18 protein-coding genes are annotated in these 18,018 nt (G+C 67.0%); 4 read left to right on the forward strand and 14 right to left on the reverse strand.

Annotation, left to right across the window (positions count from 1 at the left end; genetic code table 11):
- Positions 1-67 precede the first annotated feature (67 nt).
- Together GM1_RS17615 and GM1_RS17620 are read right to left on the reverse strand one after the other, a co-directional pair.
- A complete protein-coding gene (locus GM1_RS17615; RefSeq protein ID WP_040520604.1) occupies positions 68-919 on the reverse strand; it encodes a DegV family protein in 852 nt (283 codons plus the stop codon).
- Positions 920-952: 33 nt separating this feature from the next.
- Positions 953-1,822 (reverse strand): TetR/AcrR family transcriptional regulator C-terminal domain-containing protein, encoded by an 870-nt coding sequence (locus GM1_RS17620; RefSeq protein WP_008381087.1) that lies wholly within the window; start codon positions 1,820-1,822, stop codon positions 953-955.
- A gap of 97 nt (positions 1,823-1,919) precedes the next feature.
- Between GM1_RS17620 and GM1_RS17625 the strand changes: the two genes are divergently transcribed.
- A complete protein-coding gene (locus tag GM1_RS17625; RefSeq protein ID WP_040520585.1) occupies positions 1,920-3,116 on the forward strand; it encodes an FAD-dependent monooxygenase in 1,197 nt (398 codons plus the stop codon).
- On the opposite strand, the gene octT is transcribed toward GM1_RS17625, so the two are convergent.
- Genes octT through GM1_RS17670 form a run of 9 tightly spaced genes read right to left on the reverse strand, consistent with a single transcriptional unit; the run spans position 3,101 to position 11,072 of the window.
- Complete coding sequence (gene octT / locus GM1_RS17630; protein WP_008381090.1) at positions 3,101-3,823, reverse strand: diglucosylglycerate octanoyltransferase; 723 nt, start codon at positions 3,821-3,823, stop codon at positions 3,101-3,103. The two genes, GM1_RS17625 and octT, sit on opposite strands and share 16 nt — an antisense overlap.
- A gap of 14 nt (positions 3,824-3,837) precedes the next feature.
- Positions 3,838-4,554, reverse strand: coding sequence for a histidine phosphatase family protein (locus GM1_RS17635; RefSeq protein WP_040520587.1), 717 nt, complete (start codon positions 4,552-4,554; stop codon positions 3,838-3,840).
- Positions 4,551-4,967: a ribosome silencing factor gene (gene rsfS / locus GM1_RS17640; protein WP_008381094.1), complete on the reverse strand. Its 417-nt coding sequence runs from the start codon at positions 4,965-4,967 to the stop codon at positions 4,551-4,553. The genes GM1_RS17635 and rsfS overlap by 4 nt, the downstream gene beginning before the upstream one ends.
- The gene (nadD, locus tag GM1_RS17645) at positions 4,964-5,617 is read right to left on the reverse strand and encodes a nicotinate-nucleotide adenylyltransferase (protein WP_040520588.1); all 654 of its coding nucleotides are present in this window, start codon (positions 5,615-5,617) and stop codon (positions 4,964-4,966) included. The genes rsfS and nadD overlap by 4 nt, the downstream gene beginning before the upstream one ends.
- 33 nt (positions 5,618-5,650) lie before the next feature.
- The gene (locus tag GM1_RS17650; protein WP_008381098.1) at positions 5,651-7,105 is read right to left on the reverse strand and encodes a vWA domain-containing protein; all 1,455 of its coding nucleotides are present in this window, start codon (positions 7,103-7,105) and stop codon (positions 5,651-5,653) included.
- A gap of 1 nt (position 7,106) precedes the next feature.
- Complete coding sequence (locus tag GM1_RS17655) at positions 7,107-8,003, reverse strand: AAA family ATPase (RefSeq protein WP_008381100.1); 897 nt, start codon at positions 8,001-8,003, stop codon at positions 7,107-7,109.
- The gene (locus GM1_RS17660; RefSeq protein WP_008381102.1) at positions 8,000-9,259 is read right to left on the reverse strand and encodes a glutamate-5-semialdehyde dehydrogenase; all 1,260 of its coding nucleotides are present in this window, start codon (positions 9,257-9,259) and stop codon (positions 8,000-8,002) included. Before GM1_RS17660 ends, GM1_RS17655 begins: the two co-directional genes overlap by 4 nt.
- Positions 9,256-10,383: a sensor histidine kinase gene (locus GM1_RS17665; RefSeq protein WP_008381104.1), complete on the reverse strand. Its 1,128-nt coding sequence runs from the start codon at positions 10,381-10,383 to the stop codon at positions 9,256-9,258. Before GM1_RS17665 ends, GM1_RS17660 begins: the two co-directional genes overlap by 4 nt.
- Positions 10,380-11,072: a response regulator gene (locus GM1_RS17670; protein WP_040520607.1), complete on the reverse strand. Its 693-nt coding sequence runs from the start codon at positions 11,070-11,072 to the stop codon at positions 10,380-10,382. Before GM1_RS17670 ends, GM1_RS17665 begins: the two co-directional genes overlap by 4 nt.
- Before the next feature lie 168 nt (positions 11,073-11,240).
- Here GM1_RS17670 and GM1_RS17675 point away from each other — a divergent pair, with 168 nt between their 5' ends.
- Positions 11,241-11,843 (forward strand): DUF305 domain-containing protein, encoded by a 603-nt coding sequence (locus tag GM1_RS17675; RefSeq protein WP_008381106.1) that lies wholly within the window; start codon positions 11,241-11,243, stop codon positions 11,841-11,843.
- Positions 11,844-11,855: 12 nt separating this feature from the next.
- On the opposite strand, the gene GM1_RS17680 is transcribed toward GM1_RS17675, so the two are convergent.
- The 3 genes from GM1_RS17680 to fakA form a co-directional block, all read right to left on the reverse strand.
- On the reverse strand, positions 11,856-12,509 hold the full coding sequence (locus GM1_RS17680) for an HNH endonuclease family protein (protein WP_008381107.1): 654 nt from the start codon (positions 12,507-12,509) through the stop codon (positions 11,856-11,858).
- A gap of 160 nt (positions 12,510-12,669) precedes the next feature.
- The gene (gene recG, locus GM1_RS17685; RefSeq protein WP_040520591.1) at positions 12,670-14,946 is read right to left on the reverse strand and encodes an ATP-dependent DNA helicase RecG; all 2,277 of its coding nucleotides are present in this window, start codon (positions 14,944-14,946) and stop codon (positions 12,670-12,672) included.
- Positions 14,946-16,589 carry a DAK2 domain-containing protein gene (gene fakA / locus GM1_RS17690; protein ID WP_008381109.1) on the reverse strand — a complete coding sequence of 548 codons (1,644 nt, stop codon included), beginning with the start codon at positions 16,587-16,589 and terminating at the stop codon, positions 14,946-14,948. Before fakA ends, recG begins: the two co-directional genes overlap by 1 nt.
- A gap of 261 nt (positions 16,590-16,850) precedes the next feature.
- Between fakA and rpmB the strand changes: the two genes are divergently transcribed.
- Together rpmB and GM1_RS17700 are read left to right on the forward strand one after the other, a co-directional pair.
- On the forward strand, positions 16,851-17,039 hold the full coding sequence (rpmB, locus tag GM1_RS17695) for a 50S ribosomal protein L28 (RefSeq protein ID WP_008381111.1): 189 nt from the start codon (positions 16,851-16,853) through the stop codon (positions 17,037-17,039).
- A 111-nt stretch (positions 17,040-17,150) separates the two neighbouring features.
- A complete protein-coding gene (locus GM1_RS17700) occupies positions 17,151-17,948 on the forward strand; it encodes an enoyl-CoA hydratase/isomerase family protein (RefSeq protein ID WP_008381113.1) in 798 nt (265 codons plus the stop codon).
- Positions 17,949-18,018 lie beyond the last annotated feature (70 nt).

The raw sequence follows: 18,018 nt of genomic DNA on the forward strand, positions 1-18,018 counted from the left end.
CGGACCGACCTGTGGACGGATTCACCGGGATTCGCGCGTTGTGCACAACGCCTCGACCGGCGCTTCGTCAGAAGGTGATGGGGTCCAAGCCGTGAGCAAGTGCGACGCCCACGGCGCCGGGGCCCACGTGGGTCCCGAGGACCTGCCCGAGGTCGACGGTGAGCGTCGACGGAACGTCGTCGAGCCGGCTGACGACGGAGTCGAGGACCTCCGATGCCAATGCCGGGTTCTGGCAGTGCTGCACACCGACCGTGACAGGCTCGCCGTCCGCCAATTCGACGATGGTGTCGACCATCTTGCTGATGGCTTTGGTCATGGTGCGGTGACGCTCCCGAAGCGCGAGGACACCGTCTGCCATGTGGAGGATCGGCTTGATCGACAACGCGGACCCCAGGATGTGGCCGGTCGCGCTGAGACGACCGCTGTGACGCAGATTGTCGAGGTTCTGGACACAGAGGAGCGATTCGGCGGTCGCCCCCGCACGGACAGCGGCCTCGTACACGTCGTCGCGCTCACCGCCCGCCTGTGCCGCCTGTACCGCGGCCATCGTCGTCAGTCCGAGGGAGACTCCGACGGACCGGGAGTCGACCACGCGGACTTCACCGTCGAGAGCGTCGGACGCGAGACGGGCCGCGCTCCAGGTGCCCGACAGTCGGCGTGACATGTGAACGGCCACCACACCGTCGCCGTCACTGATCTCCAACGCCCGCTCGTACGCGCTCCGCAAGTCTGCGAGACTCGCACCGGAGGTGGTCACATTCGGCGTCGACACGACATCGGTGGGGATGTCGTCGACTCCCTCCAGGTACTCGGTACCGTCGTCGAGGGCCACGTGCAGCGGAACCTGCAAGATCCCATACTTGCTCATCAGTGACGCGGGCAACCGCGATGATGAATCGGTGACGATGACGACAGGCACCCCCATAGGTTAGCGGGTGCCGGCAGAGCGCGATCACACGAGGCGCGCGCTGATCCCGTCGAGAAACCGTTCGATCCCCGACTCGACGAGGACCTCGACGTCGTACGGGTATCCGACGTCCATGATCGCCGCCATTCTCGGAAACCGATCCGGCGGAGCGATTCGTCGCAGGTCCGCGACTCTGGTGTCCATCCACTCGTCGTTGGTGACGCCCGTCTCGGCGCGATCGGACAGTTCGGGTTCGAGGGTCGATCCGAGCCCACGGATCAGGTTGAGGAGGCACAGGTAGTCGGTGAACGCCTGAACCGGGTCGAGTCCGGCACCGCACAGACTGCCGAGCATTCGTTCGGCGAGCGGCATCGCGTTGGGCATCGACGCAGGTCTTGTCATCGACAGAGCCCCCGCGAACCACGGATGCCGAGTCATCGTCTGCCACATCGTCCGACATGCGCCCTGCAGGTCGGCCCGCCAGTCGCCGGTCACCGGCGGCAGCTCCATCGCGCCCATCACCCGATCGAGCATCACGAACTCGAGATCGTCGCGGCTCGGCACATACCGGTACACCGACATCGTCGGAATCTCGAGCGCCGCGGCCAATCGCCTCATCGACACCGCTGCGAGGCCTTCCGCATCGGCTATCGAGACGGCCACGGCCACGACACCGTCTCGGGTGAGAATCGACTGGGCCGAACTGTCCGGTGCGCGGACCTCACTGCCTCTGCCCGGAGTCGACGTGATCAGTCCGTCGTTCTGAAGCAGCGCGAGGACGCGGCTCGCCGTCGCCATCGCCACGTTGTGGTCGCGCATGATCGCCCGAGTCGACGGAATCGGATCTCCAGGCGCCAACTGCCCGGTGACGATGCGCTCCCGCAGAACATCGGCGATCTCCTCAGCACGGCTCATCCGACCTCACCTCCACACGAACGCACTAGTGCACTTTTATCAAAATGCCACGTAAACACCGTATCGCAGAGCGCTGCATACGGCGTACGTTCGCACTATGAACAGAACTTTGAACGTCCTCATCAGCGGCGCATCGATCGCCGGCCCCACCGCGGCAGTACTCCTCGCCCGCCAGGGGCACACAGTCACCGTCGTCGAACGTGCGCCCTCGCTTCGCCCCGGTGGACAGACTGTCGATCTCCGCGGAGCGGGTCGGACCGTCATCGATCGAATGGGACTCACCGCCGTCACCGACGCCAAACTCCTCGATCAACGTGGGATCGCGACCGTCGACACCGACGGCAGGCATGTCAGCGAGCTTCCGGTCGAGGCGTTCGACGGCAACGGCATCGTCTCGACTCACGAGATCCTCCGCGGCGACCTCGCCGAGAGCATCGCCGACGCGGTCCCCTCCACCGTCGAATGGATCTGGGACGACACCGTCACCGCGATCACCCCGGACGGCGATCACACCGTCGTGTCGTTCGAGAAGGCCTCGGATCGCCGCTTCGATCTTGTGGTCGGCGCCGATGGCCTCAACTCGGCCGTCCGCCGCGCCGCATTCGGCCCCGATGAGGAGTTCCTGGAACCGATCGGGCTGCGGTACGCGTGGTTCACCGCGACGATCGATCAGTCGCTCGACGGCTGGTACCTCATGCACAACGAGGTCGGCGGACGCGTGGTCTCGTGCCGCCCGTCGCGCGTCGACGGCACGGTGAAGGCCTCTCTGGCGGTCCGCGGCGTCGATCCCGTTCCGCTTCGTGACCGTGTCGCGCAATGGGACATGCTCGACGCCGCTTTCACCGACGTCGGCTGGGTGGCGCCACAACTCCTCAATCAGATGCGTGACGCGGACGACTGGGCGTACGCCGACCTCGCCCAGGTCAAGATGGAGTCGTTCGCCCGCGACCGGGTGGTGCTCGTCGGCGACGCCGGATACTGTCCCACCCCGCTGACCGGCCTCGGCACCACACTCGCACTCGTCGGGGCGTATGTGTTGGCCGGCGAGATCTCCCGATCCGACGACGTCGACGCGGCGCTCGACGCATATCAGCAAGTGATGCGCCCGTTCATCGCTCGCGCACAACAGCTGCCCCCGGGCGGGGCGTCGGGCTATGCGCCGTCGAGCCGGATCGCCGTGATTCTCAGCCGCTGGACCTACTGGTCGATGAACCGGTGGCCGATGCGCAACATCCTCGCCTCACAGTTCGCGAAGGCGGACGGCATCGACCTGCCGGACTACTCGCTCGCGTGAAGGACGCTCCCGACAACCGGCGCGACGGCGTCGGCGATCTGAGCGTGCGCTTCGATGCTCCAGTGGATCCCGTCGGGATTCATGACGAAGTCCGGATCGTCGTACGCCGCGGACGTGACGTCGTAGAAACCGGTGACCGTGGGGATCGAGTGCTCGTCCGCCCACCGTGTGATGGCGACCGTCAACGGCACGCGCCCGGGGTGGGCGTGACCGTAGTACGGACTGTCGTGGGTGGACGGCAGGCAGACCACGATCGGGAGGTCGGGGCGGAGGTGTGCGACGGCCCCGCGGATCTTCTCGAAGTACTCGACGGTGACGCGCGGAGGCAGCGCCATCGGCCACCCGAGCGGTGAGAGCCGCGGCTGCAACCACGAGTAGCCGTCGCGGACCACCTGACGGAGGCGAGCAGGCCGCAGATAGCGGATCTGCTCGCGCAAGGCCGTCGGCATCGGCGACGGCAGCGAGTCCATTCCACCGAACGCGAGGACGAGTACGTCGGCTTTCGGCAGCGCGGCCCAGATCCGCGGATCCTGGGTGATGGCCCACCACACGTCACGGCTGGTCCAGCCGATGCGTGCGAAGAGCTCGACCGGACGATCCAACTGGGCTCCGACCAGGTTCGGCCAGATCCTCCGGTCGTCGGACGGCAAACCGCCCGTCTCGTCGTAGTACGACAGCGAGTCGCCCAGAACCATGATCGAACCCACGGATGAGACCCTTCCTACTGAACGCCGAGATCAGCCGACTCGGCTGTCGCGTTCCATACGTCGAGACGCCACACGGGCGCGTCGTCTGCGGTGGTGCTGTGACCAGACAGTTGTACCCAGCTGGTGTTGGCGAGTCCGCCGAACACCGGCCAATTGGCGACCGGGAGTGCCAGCAGTCCGGCGGTCAGCGCGGCGATGCAGCCGCCGTGCGCGACCAGGACGACCGGTGCGTCCGGAGTCTGGCCCGTGCCCCAGTTATCCAAGCCCGCGACCAGTTCGTCGACCACCGGCAGCATGCGCTCGGCCACCTGCACTCGGCTCTCGCCGTTCGGCGGAGTCCACGTCGAGTCGTCACGCCACACCCGGCGCGCGCCGGGCATCGCCTCGTCGACCTCGTGGTGGGTCATGCCCTGCCAGTCGCCCAGATGCGTCTCGCGGAGTCGGGAATCGGTGGTGACGTCCTGACCGGTCACCGCGCCGATGGCCTGCGCCGTCTCGTGTGCACGACGCAGATCGGACGACAGGATCACCAGTGGTGACCGTGTCGCGATCGCGCGACCTGCCACACGTGCCTGTCCCACCCCGACGTCCGAGAGGTCGGTGTCGAGCTGGCCCTGCATGCGCTGGGACGCGTTGTAGAGAGTCTCACCGTGCCGGAGCAGGATCAGCCGCCGAACGACCGGCGTCAACCGTTCGACGCTGGAATCCCCAGGATCCGGTTCGCCCCTCATTCCGCGGGCAAGACGGCGTCGTCGTCCTCGCCCGGCTCCGGACGCGTCGCGGGCTCCACGCCCTCGAGTTCGAGAAGCGGGCAGTCCTTCCACAGACGCTCGAGGCCGTAGAAGTCGCGCTCGTCGTCGTGCTGGACGTGCACGACGATGTCGCCGTAGTCGAGCAGCGCCCAACGTCCTTCACGAGTGCCCTCCCGACGCAGCGGCTGATGCCCTGCCTCGCGCAGCTTGTCCTCGATCTCTTCGACGATCGAGTTGACCTGGCGTTCGTTGTCTGCGGAGCAGATCAGGAACACGTCGGTGATCACGAGGTGCTCGGACACGTCGATCGCGGCGACGTTGGTCGCGAGCCGCTCGACCGCTGCATGCGCGGCGATCGTGGTCATCTCGAGGGATTCGGCGGACACACTCACGTGGGTTCCTTTCGGTACAGACCGTGCTTGTTGATGTACTGGACCACACCGTCGGGCACGAGGTACCAGACGGGGCGATCAGCGACGGCCCGCGCCCGGCAGTCCGTCGACGAGATCGCCAGGGCGGGGATCTCGATCAATTGGAGTGCGTTCGCGGGCTTGGACGCCAGGTGCTCGGTCAGATGGGTGGCATTCAGTTCGTATCCGGGCCGCGACACCCCGATGAAGTGGGCGAGCTCGAACAAGTCCTCCCAATCATGCCAGTTCAGGATCGTTTCGAGGGCATCGGCACCGGTGATGAAGTAGAGCTCGTCGCCGGGGAACGCACGCCGCAGGTCACGCAGGGTGTCGACCGTGTACGTCACGCCGTCGCGCTCGATGTCGACCCGACTCACCGTGAACTGCGGGTTCGACGCCGTCGCGATGACGGTCATCAGGTAGCGGTGTTCGGCAGGGCTGACATGCCGGGACGGGTCCGCGGCGTGGGCGCCTTCCTTCTGCCACGGGCGGCCAGTCGGGACGAAGACCACTTCGTCGAGCTTGAAGCGGTGAGCCACTTCGCTCGCCGCCACGAGGTGCCCGTTGTGGATGGGATCGAAGGTTCCGCCCATCACGCCGATGCGGCGCGGCGCTGCGCAGTCCGGTGACATGTGTTGTGACATTACGCGGTGACGACCGGCGTCTCACACGGGTAGTAGGTCGGCGATCACACGGCCGAGCTGATCGACGTTGCGGCACTCGAACATGTCGATCGCGTCGCCGTAGGTCGACGCGGCCGAATCCCCCGAATCCCAGTGCTCCTTGCGTTCCGGGTTCAGCCAGTAGGCGTTGCGGACCTTGTCGCGGATCTTCGCCAGGGAGTCGACGTGTGTCGGCCGGAAGTTGTTGCGCGCGTCGCCGAGGATCAGCAGCGCACTGCGGTGCGTCAGAGTGTCGAGGTAGTGGTCGGCGAAGCCTTTGAGCATGTGGCCGTAGTCGGAGTGTCCGTCACGCAGGCTGATCTGCGCCTGCGTCAGCATCGTCGTCATCCGTTCGCCGAACTGCGAGTCGTCGTTGCCGCGATCGAAGAACTCCGTGACCTCGTCGACGGTGTCGACGAACGCGAAGATCCTCACGTTGGAGAACTGCTGCCGCAGCGCGTACACGAGTTGCAGGGTGAACTGACTGAACCCGGACACCGACCCGGACACGTCGCAGATGACGATCAGCTCTGGTTTGCCGGGGCGCGGCTTGCGGCGTCGCAGGTCGATCGGCACACCGCCGGTGGACATCGACGCACGCAGGGTCGCCCGCACGTCGACGGCGGCGTGCTTGTTGCGCCGACGACGGAACTCCAGCTTCGAAGCGAGCAGCCGAGCGATCGGGTCGATCGTCCGACGCATCTTGATCATGTCCTGCGGGTTCGCGGAGAAGAAGTCGATGTTCTCGGGCAGCTTGGGCACCGCGTACTGCGAGACGGCGTCACGTCCGCGGACCTCGGCCATCCGCCGCTGCGTCTCGGTCTCCACGGCCTGACGGAGGCGGGTCGTGGCGTCGCGGGCGGCCTGCCTGTTGAGCGGATCGGTGCCCGCCCGCTCGCCGTCGCGTCCCTGCCCGCCGGCCATCGCCGCGGCGATCCTCGCGATCAGGGTCTGCGGCGAGATCACCGACATCGCCTGGTACACCGAGTACGACTCCCCCTGCGCCGACTCGTATTGCCCCATCTCGGCGACGATCAGCGCCACCAGCTGGTCGAACCTGCCGTCCGCCATCGCTTCCGGGTCGGCGAGGGTCTGCGTGACGAGTTCGCGGACCGCATCGACGTCGACCTTTCCGTCCGCATCGCGCTTCACCACTGTGCTGGCGATGCGTGCAGCGTTTCCCAGCGGGAACCACAACTCGAAGCATCGGTCGAAGGTGTCCCGGTGCAGCGGATCAGACAGGATCGTCGCTGCGAGCCCCTCCCGGAGCGACTCGCGATCGAGCAGGTCGAGGACAGTCATCGCCTGGCCCGCATCGATCAGGTTCGACGGCCCGACAGTGATCCCCCGGCCACGCAGATCCTCGACGAAACCGGTGAGGGTGTCGACGATCCTCTCGACTCCGCTCGAGGAGCTGGAAGCCTCGCTCGAGGAGCTCGGAGCCCCGGTCGAGACCATGTCAGCCGAGCTTCAGTTCGCGAATCGCCGTCGTCACGTCGGGACGGTGCTTGAGGACCACGCCGAGAGTCTTCGCGATCAGCGACTCGTCGAGTCGGCCACCCTTGATCGCCTCGTCGCCGGTTGTCATCGCGAGCAGCGTGTTGCCCCAGTCGATGGTCTCGGCGACCGACGGCTTCTTCTTGATGTCGAGCCCACGAAGCACTCCGACCACCCGGACGAGTTCGGTCGCGACCTTCGTCGGGAGCTCAGGGACACGAGACGAGAGGATCTCGCGTTCGAGCGCTGCGTCGGGGAAGTCGATGTACAGGTACAGGCAACGACGCTTGAGCGCCTCGGACAGTTCGCGGTTCGCATTGGACGTGAGCAGGACGATCGGTCGACGCTGCGCCGCGACCGTGCCCATCTCGGGGATGGTGATCGCGAAGTCACTGAGGACCTCGAGCAGCAGGCCTTCGATGTCGACGTCGGCCTTGTCGATCTCGTCGATCAGCAGGACCGTCGGCTCAGTTCGGCTGATCGCGGTCAACAGCGGCCTGGCCAACAGGAACTCTTCGGAGAAGATGTCGTTCTTGGTGGCGTCCCAGTCCCGGCTGCCCGCCGCCTGGATCGCCAGGATCTGCTTGGCGTGATTCCACTCGTACAGGGCTCGAGCCTCATCGATGCCCTCGTAGCACTGCAGGCGGATCAGGTCCGCGCCGGTGGCCTGCGCGATGGCGCGCGCGAGTTCGGTCTTGCCGACACCCGCCGGGCCTTCCACGAGCAGAGGCTTGCCGAGGCGATCGGCGAGGAAGGTTGTCGTCGACGTCGCGGCGTCGGCCAGATATCCGGTCTCCCGCAAGCGTGCGGTGACGTCCGCGGTGTCGGCGAACACCGGCGTCACGTTGTCGGCGGTCATGCCGGACGCACCTGTCCGTCGCCCCACACAAGCCACTTGGTGGAGGTGAGTTCGGTGAGTCCCATCGGGCCGCGGGCGTGCAGCTTCTGCGTGGAGATGCCGATCTCGGCGCCGAACCCGAACTGCTCGCCGTCGGTGAACGCGGTGGACGCGTTCACCATCACCGCTGCGGCGTCGACCCGTGCCGTGAACTCGTTGGCGGCCGAGAGCGAACTCGTGATGATCGCTTCGGTGTGCCCGGTGCCGTAGGCGGCGATGTGGTCGATCGCGGCGTCGAGGCCGTCGATCACCTTGAGCGCGATGTCCAGCGACAGGTACTCGCGATGCCAGTCGTCCTCGGTCGCGGGTTCGAACCCCGGCTCGTCGCTGTGGATCACCACACCCTGCGCCTGAAGTGCGGTCACGATCGGGGTGAGCGCCGTGTCGGCGACTCCCGCGTCGATGAGCACCGTCTCCACGGTGTTGCACACGCTGGGGCGACGCGTCTTCGCGTTCAGGATGATTCGGGTGGCGATGTCGACGTCGGCGTCGGCATGCACGTAGATGTGGCAGTTGCCGGTCCCGGTCTCGATGGTCGGCACGGTCGCGTCGCGGACGACCGCCGAGATCAGACCTGCACCGCCACGGGGGATCACGACGTCGACCAGGCCACGTGCGCGAATGAGCGCGGTCACGCTGTCCCTGGTCTCACTGGGCAGCAGCGCAACGGCGTCCGGACTCACCTTGTGCTCGGCGAGCACGTCGCGCAGGATCGCGACGAGTGCGGCGTTCGAGTCGGCGGCCGACGACGATCCGCGCAGCAGCACTGCATTGCCCGCCTTGAACGAGATGCCGAAACCGTCGACGGTCACATTGGGGCGCGCTTCGTAGACGAAGCCGACCACACCGAGCGGAACTCGGACCTGACGGAGTTCGAGGCCGTTCGGAAGAGTCTTGCCCGCGGTCACCTGGCCGATCGGGTCCGGCAGTGCCGCAACCTGGCGAAGGCCGCCGGTGATGCCCGCGATCCGCTCCTGCGTGAGCCGCAGGCGATCGACGAGTGACGCCTCGGTGCCTGCTGCTTCGGCACGTGCGACGTCGGAGGCGTTGGCCTCCAGGACGGTCTCGGCGGCCGCGTCGATCGCATCGGCGGCGGCCAGGAGCACTGCGTCCTTCTGGGCGGTGGTCAGGGTGGCGAGGCTCCGCGACGCCTGCTTCGCAGCGGTCGCGAGGTCGGTGACGACAGCCGTCACGTCCTCGATGGTGGGTGCACTCATGCGTCCAGGTTAGCGCTGCCCTCCGACGGTCCCGCCGTGGGCAGTGTCACTGTGAACACAGCTCCCGTTCCCCGCCCCGCGCTCGCCGCCGACACCGTGCCACCGTGGGCCTGAACCAGCGCCGCGACGATGGTCAGGCCGATTCCGCTGCCCCCGTCTCGGCTGGAGCGAGCGGTGTCGGCTCTGTAGAAGCGATCGAAGACGTGTGGGAGATGCTCGGGATCGATCCCCTCCCCGCTGTCGGAGACGGTGACGACGACACCGTCGCCTGCGCGGACTGTGCGGAGAGTGACAGAACCGCCCCTGGGCGTGTGCCGACGCGCATTGTCGAGGAGATTGCCGAGGACTTGACCGATGCGTGCCGGGTCCACTGTCAGCACGATGTCGGGATCGGTGTCGACCTGCAGGTCGAGGCCTGCGTCCCGGTACGCCGCCGACGCCGCGGTCACCGCCGCGGTGACGAGTGCGCCCGTCGTGGTGCGTTCCGGGCGAATCGGATCGAGTCCCTCCTGAACCCGCGACACCGCGTTGATGTCCTCCGCCAGACGTGCCAGACGCTGTGAACCGGCACGCAACACCCGGATCGTGTCGACATCTGCCGTCCGGACCCCGTCTTCGAGCGCCTCGAGGTGAGAGTTGATCGTCGCGATCGGCGTGCGCATCTCGTGACCGAGGTCGGCAAGCATCCGACGGCGAGTCGACTCGGTCTCGCCGAGACGGCGGGCGAGTTCGTTCACCGCGTCCGCGAGATCGGCGAATTCCCTTCCGAGGCCGGCGTCGTCGTCGACCCTGGTGTCGTATCGTCCGCGGGCGATGTCACCGGCGGATTCGGCGAGCGCACCGACCGAGCGGTCCACCCGGCGGGCGAGCCACCAGCTCACTGCGAGCGCGATGAGCACCGCGACCAGCGCGGCGATCCCCCACGCCGGCACGAGGGTGCCGCGAAACGCCATCTCGATGTGGGCGGCGAGTCCGGAGTCCTCTTCGATGCCCGCCTGTTGGAGGTGCTCGTGGAACAGGCCCGGCGCGATGAGCACCGATACGACCGCGGCCGTTGCGACACATCCGATCACCACCAGCGACGATGCGAGGAACAGCCGTGTCCCGAAACCAGCGCGGTTCATGCGCCGTCGCCCATGCGGTAGCCGACGCCGCGCACGGTGATCACGAACCGGGGGTCGGAGGCGTCGTCGCCCAGTTTGCGGCGCAGGTGGCCGATGTGGACGTCGACGAGATGATCGGCGCCATTCCATCCGGTCCGCCAGACCGCGTCGATCAACGCACTGCGGGTGACGACCACCCCGGGATCGGCCGACAGCACCGCCAGCACGTCGAACTCGGTGCGGGTGAGATGCACCACCTCATCAGCGACGCTCACCTCGCGGGCCGCGACGTCGATCGTGAGATCGCCGAACACTCTCACCTCGCGCGGCACGGTGCGGGTCGCAGGGCCGCCGAGCCCCGCTCGTGGCCTGCGAATCCGCGCTTGAATGCGCGCGGACAGCTCACGTGGGCTGAACGGTTTGGTCATGTAGTCGTCGGCTCCGACCGAGAGGCCGATGAGGGTGTCGACCTCGTCGCTCCGCGCGGTGAGCATCACAACGTAGGCGTCGGAGAACTCCCGCACCCGCCGGCACACCTCCACGCCGTCGAGCCCGGGCAGCCCGAGGTCGAGGACGAGGACATCGGGGTCGACGGCACGAGCGGTCTCGACTGCCTCGGCGCCGTCGCCCACTACGGTGACGTCGAATCCGTCCCGTTTCAGATACGACGCGACGAGGTCGGCGAGGTCCGGCTCGTCGTCGACGACCATCGCCCTCAGCGCGGTCCGCGCGGGTTCACTCATGACGTCCATCATGGCCGTACCCGTCACGAGCACCCACTCCTTGAGGAGATCTTGAGGCGACCTACAGCCGAATCAGGGTGTGCGACGGCCACACTCGACACGAGTACCCCGTAAGCCTGAGTGAAAGGTCCATGCATGAACCCCCGTCTGATCGCCGCTTCCATCGCCGCTGTCGCCGCCGTCGCAGTCCTCGGCGCCTGCTCGTCGTCGGACGACTCGACGTCCGGACACGAGGGTCACGACATGTCGGCGACGTCCCAGTCCACGTCGGCGTCCGCGAAGGGCTCGAACAACGCAGCTGACGTCATGTTCGCGCAGATGATGCTTCCTCACCACGAGCAGGCGCTGGAGATGAGCGACATCCTGCTCGCCAAGGACGGTGTGCCCGCCGACGTCCGTGAACTCGCGACCACCATCAAGGCCGCGCAGGGACCGGAGATCACTCAGCTGAACTCATGGCTCACCGCGTGGGGCGCACCGAAGACCGCCGACATGTCGGGACACTCCATGGACGGCATGGTCTCGCCCGAGGACATCACCAAGCTCAAGAACGCGCCGGGGCCGGAGGCCGCAAAGCTCTACCTGACGCAGATGATCGCGCACCACGAAGGCGCCGTCGCGATGGCGGAGACGCAGATCGACGACGGCCAGAATCCCGACGCCGTCGCAATGGCCCGCAGCATCGTCGAGTCTCAGAACGCCGAGATCGAACAGATGAAGGGCATGCTCGGGAGCTGACCCAGGCCCGTCTCAACACGAGTCGAGCGCACGAGAGAGCACGTCGCGCGACGGCGCGTCGACGGGCAGGCTGTACCTCGCGAGGACCAGCACGAACTGGACCGCGTACTGGCAGTGGAATGAGCGAAGCGGCGGCATCCAGCGACCTGGTTCGGCATCGGACTTCTCCTGGTTGCTGCCGCCGTCGACCGCGACGAGATTCGACGGGTCGTTGGCGAACGCCGTCCGGCGTTCCGGCTGCCACTTCACTGCGCCCATGTCCCACGCGTACGCCAGCGGGACGATGTGATCTATCTGCACCGCGCTCGATGTTCTGCCACGCTCGAACACCACCGGCCGCCCGGTGTACGGGCTGGTCAGCACACCCGCCGAAACCGCCTTCGGGCAGGAGCTGGTCGTGGCCGTGCCGGACACCGCGACGTCCCGGGTGAGGATGTCGTTGCGGGTGTCGCATCCGTTCTGAGATCCCGGTGCATCGGAATCGTCAGTCCACGACGACCCGAACGCCTCCCGCTGGTAGCCGGCGTCGTGGGGCGGCCTCGCGCCGATCACCGTCAGGTCTCCGAATGCCTTCCGAGCGGCCGCGACCTGAGCCGCGGGCACCGGTCGTCGCTCCTGAACAGGTCCGACACCCACCGCCACGGTCACCGACGTCAGTGCGAACACTGCCAACCCGATCCACTGCCGAGTCGAGAGGCGGACCCGGCCCGAGCGACTACGAACATGCCGATCCGCCCATCGCATCGTGCCTCCCCCGCCGAGATCCGCCCCTCACAAGGTCAGACGCACAGCATCTCGCGGCGGTTCCACGACACGCGGAGAAACGTCAGGACTTCTCCAGATACTGCGCACGGGACGGGAGAAGCACAGCATCGACGAGGTCGGCGAGCGCAGGGTGATCGGCCAGCGCGCGGTCGGCGGCGACGATCGCCTCCGACAGCGCGCGGGCGTCCGCGATCACTTCCACGTCGTCGATCAGCGAGAGGAAGCTGAGCGACGACTTGCCGCCGGACTGCAGGGACCCGAGAACATCGCCTTCCCGGCGTTGCCGCAGGTCGACGAGTGCGAGTTCAAATCCGTCGTTCGACTTCTCCACCGCCCGCAGTCGCTCCATCGACGCAGACACCTCGTGGGCGGCCGTCAGCAGCAGGCACAGTCCCGCGTGCCCGCCACGCCCGACTCGTCCGCGCAGCTGGTGCAACTGGCTGACGCCGAAGCGTTCGGCGTTGACGATCGCCATCATGGTCGCGTTGGGGACGTCGACGCCCACTTCGATGACGGTCGTCGCGACGAGAACATCGATCTCACCGCGGGTGAAGGCGTCCATCACGTCGTTCTTGTCGTCGGCGTGCATCCGCCCGTGCAGGACGGCGATCCGCCTCCCCGGAAGCCACCGCGTCTCGAGCATCTCCGCCTGCTGGAGCACCGAGACGGTGTCGTCCTCCTTCTCGGCCGCCTTACCGGATCTGGACGACTTCTTCTTCGGCTTCGACTCCTCGTCGCCGATCCGGGTGCACACCACGTACACCTGCCGACCCGCGTCGATCTCCTCGCCCGCCCTGGCCCACGCACGGTCGACCCATTTGGCGTTCGTCATCGGAACGACGCTTGTAGTGATCGGCTGCCTGCCGCGCGGAAGCTCCGTCATCACCGAGGTCTCGAGGTCGCCGAACGTGGTCATCGCGACCGTCCGCGGAATCGGCGTCGCGGTCATCACCAAGAAGTGCGGACGCTTGTCCTCCCTGCCCTTCGAACGCAGGATGTCACGCTGCTCAACTCCGAAGCGGTGCTGCTCGTCGACGACCACCAGACCGAGGTCGAAGAACTCGACGTTCTCCTCCAACAGCGCGTGAGTGCCGATGACGATGCCCGCGTCGCCGGTGACGGCGTCGAGCAGGGTCCGACGCTTGGCCGCGGTGGTCAACGATCCGGTCAGCAGACCAACACGGGTCGCGCCGTCGGCCGCGCCGAGTTCCCCGCCCCGTGCGAGGTCGCCGAGCATTGTCATGACCGTCCGGTAGTGCTGGGCGGCAAGGACTTCCGTGGGCGCGAGGATCGCGCACTGGTGACCGTTGTCGACCACTCGCAGCATAGCGAGAAGCGATACGAGCGTCTTGCCGGAGCCGACTTCACCCTGCAGGAGACGGTTCATCGGGTGCTCCACGGAGAGGTCGTCGCCGATCTCCCCGAGCACGGTCTTCTGGCCGTCGGTCAGTTCGAACGGCAGTCGAGCCAACAGCTGGTCTTCGAGCCCCCCGGGCACATGGACCGCCGCCATCGAACGTTCGGCGCCGAGGTCGGCGCGCTTCTGCGCGAGAGCGGTCTGGACTGCCAGGGCCTCGTCGAACTTGAGGCGTTCACGCGCCGCTTCGATCGACTCCATCGTCTCCGGTAGGTGGACGTGACGGAGGGCTTCGTCGCTGGTGATGAGACCGCGTTCGGTGCGTTGCTGCTCGGAGAGCGGGTCCGCCGACGGCACCGTGTCGGCGAGCACCTGGCGGACGGCCCGCCAGATCTCCCACGTCTGGATCTCGCGGGTCGCCGGATACATGGGAATGATCGAGCGGCCGAAGTTCTCCACGTCGTCGGCGGTTCCGGTGGAGATCTCCGCGTCGTCGGCCGAGTCGGTGTCCGACGGTCGGGCGGCGTCGAGCAGTTCCTCCATCATTCCGGTCCCGCGGACGTCGACTCCGTCGTCTGGCAGCACGAGCCAGTCCGGATGCGACAGCTGGATCTGATTGTTGAAGTACTTGACCTTGCCTGCGAGCGCGACGCGAACTCCGGCCCGCAGCACTCGCTGGATGTACCGAGCGTTGAAGAAGCTCGCCTCGTACCGACGGTTCCCGTCGTCGACGACGACCTTGAGGAACTTGCCGTATCTCCGCTTCATCGTGATCATCTGCGCGCGTTCGACGCGACCGATGACGGTGATCCACTCGTCTGGTTCGGGCAGCTCGGTGGTCGAGACCTGCCCCTGCCGGATGTATCGCCGCGGCACGTACCGCAGCAGTTCTCCGACAGTCGTCAGTTCCAGACCTTCGAGCTTGCCGACGAGCTTCTTCTCGAGGGTCGTCTCGGACAGCAGCGACGTGTGGGTCAGCATCATTCGACGCCGACCTGCAGAAGAGTGGACGTCTGCCCCGTCTGATGCAGTTCCAGCTCGATGCCGCTGTAGTGCTTGCGCACGTGCTCGTTGATCGCCTCGAGCGTCTCTTCGTCGAGTCCTTCACCTGCCAACACGCTGACCATCTCGCCACCGGTGGCGAGCATCAGATCAAGAAGGGCGGTGGCGGCGTCCGCGGGCTGTTTGCCGATCACGAGGACGTCCGACCCGATGAGCCCGAGCGTGTCGCCGACCTCGCATGTCCCGGCGAGTGTGGTCAGCTTCCCGGACGAGATCATCAGCGATCCCCACCGCGTCCCGGCCGCCGCCTCGGCCATCGCGAAGGCGTCCACATCGGGTTCCTCACCCGGATCGTGGACGGCCAACGCCGAGAGGCACTGCACCATCGACAGCGTCGGTAGGAACACCACCGAACGCTGGGTGGACCGTGCTTCGGCACCGACGGTCACCAGGTCTTGCGACGACATCATCCCGTTGCCCATCACCACGACGTGTGCGCTGTCCGTGGACCGAATCGCTTCGGCGAGGGTCGCCGCGTGCACGCCGTCGTCTGCGCGGACCACGGACGCTCCGGCTGCGGCGAACAACTCCTCCGCACCGTCTCCGCTCACCAGGGCGACGACTGCGCGCCGGAAACGGGGCGGAGGCTCGTTCGCACCCGGCGCCGCGTTCAGCGCGTCGAGCATGAAACAGCTGATCCGGATGTCGCGAATCTCGCCGAGCGCCAACCCCGCCTCGACGGCCGCACCGGGCTCGTCGGTGTGCACGTGCACCGAGAACCGCTCCGCGACGTCGGAGCTGTCGCCGACGATGACGATCGAGTCGCCCAGCTCACCGAGCCGGTCACGCAGGCCTGCGATCTGCTTCGCGTCGGCGCCCTCCAAGAGGTACATCACCTCGAAATCAGTGTCGCCGTCTGCGGAACATGCGTGATCGACCAGACCGCCCGGCCCGGCGGTGGAGCCGCGGTACGCGCGACGTTTGTTCGCGACTCCTGTCACCACCGCGACCATCGCGTCGGCGATCACCAGGAACCCGCGGGCGCCGGCGTCGACGACGCCGGCCTCCGCCAGTTCCGGCATCTGCTCGGTGGTGAGGTCCAGAGCTTCGGCCGAGTCCTCGGCGACAGCACGCACGAGGTCGGCGGGCGAATCACTCACATGCGCAGACGCCGTCGCAGCAGCGACTTTGAGCAGGGTGAGGACGGTGCCCTCACGCGGTTCGCTGACCGCACGACGCGCCGAGAGTGACGCCAGACGCAGTCCGTTGGTGCACAGTTTGTTGAAGCCGATGTCGTCCTCGGCGATCCCCAAGTCCGCCGCATCCGCGAGTCCGACGAAGAGTTGCGCGAGGATCACTCCCGAATTGCCGCGCGCATTCGCGACGCATCCGTCGGCGAGCACCCTGGTGACCGTCGACAGGTCGGCATCGGCAGGCGCCTCATCGAGTGCCGCGACGGCGCCCGCCATCGTGTTCGCCATATTGCTACCGGTGTCCGAATCCGGAATCGGGAACACGTTGAGGTCGTTGATCTCTCCACGGAGGGACGCGAGACCGTCGGCGCACGCGTGCGCCCAGTCGCGGATCAACTGCGGATTGACCGCGTTCCCACTCTTCGTCATTCGTCCACCCGCACTCTCTCGCACACCCGACATGTCCGCCATCGGCACTCGCGGCCGACGTGAGTTGTGTCTGACGTTACCGTCGACCCCTGACACTCCTCTCGATCGCAGGGCGAACAGGGATTCGGCACGGCCCGATTTGGCCATGGCCTCTCGATGCGGTTATTGTTGTCGGGTTGCCTGTCGACCGCGTGGACTCTATGCCCGCTGCACCCGACGGGCCGATCACCACGACCATTGTTTCTACCAAGGGAGTTCGCCATGGCTGCCGTTTGTGACGTTTGCGCCAAGAGCCCCGGCTTCGGCAAGTCGGTTTCGCACTCGCACCGCCGCACCAACCGTCGCTGGAACCCGAACATCCAGTCGATCCGTGTCGCCGGAGCCTCGGGCAACAAGGTGCGCAAGAACGTCTGCACCTCGTGCCTGAAGGCCGGCAAGGCAACTGCCTGAGTCGCAGCGCCTTCACGCTAGACCTGATCGCCGTCCGGTTCGCCGGGCGGCGATTCTGTCGTCTGGACGCCCTCGAGCAGAGGTGTCCGACGAGCATCGTAGACTCCGGGGATGACCTCCCCCTCCTCTGAGATGATCACCCTCGACGCCGATGGTGTTCTGACACTGCCGATCTCGACTGCCGACAACGGCACCGCACTCGACCACGACCTCGTCCTCGCGGGGACCGAGGCACTGCTCGACGTGACACGCGGCGTGCGCGACGCCGGCGCGATTCTCCTGACCGGCGCGGGCAAGAACTTCTGCGCGGGCGGCAACGTCGCGAAGTTCGCCGAAGCCGACGATCGCGCCGAGTACCTCCGCGGCCTCGCGGACGACCTGCACCGGTTCATCAAGGTCCTCTACCAGACCCGACTGCCTGTCGTCGCGGCAGTGAGCGGCTGGGCCGCCGGTGCGGGGATGAGTCTGGTGCTCCACGCCGACGTCGCTGTCGGCGGGACACGCACCCGCCTCCGTCCCGCTTACCCCGGCATCGGCCTGTCACCGGACGGCGGCATGTCGTGGGCCCTTCCCCGCACCGTCGGCGCGGCCCGCGCACGGCACATCATCATGACCGACCAGATCATCGACGCTGCGCGCGCATTGGATCTCGGCATCCTCGCCGAAGTCGTCGAAGACGACGCTGTGGCCGACACCGCCCGCGCGACCGCCGCGAAGCTCGCTGCGGGACCCCGCGGGTCCTTCGCCGCCATCCGTGACCTTGTGCACGCGTCCGCCTCACGCACGCTGACCGATCAGATGGACGCAGAGGCGGCCTCTATCTCGTCACTGTCGACCACCGGCGAGGGCGTCGAAGGTGTCGACGCGTTTCTCGCCAAACGCGCGCCCGACTTCCGCGCGGCGCGCTGACCGCGTCTCGACTGCGCTCGACGATCGGAACCGCCTGCGCGGTCCATCAGCTCCTCGAGCGCAGTCGAGA

The organism is Gordonia malaquae NBRC 108250, from assembly GCF_000344135.1.
Taxonomy (GTDB): Bacteria; Actinomycetota; Actinomycetes; order Mycobacteriales; family Mycobacteriaceae; genus Gordonia; species Gordonia malaquae.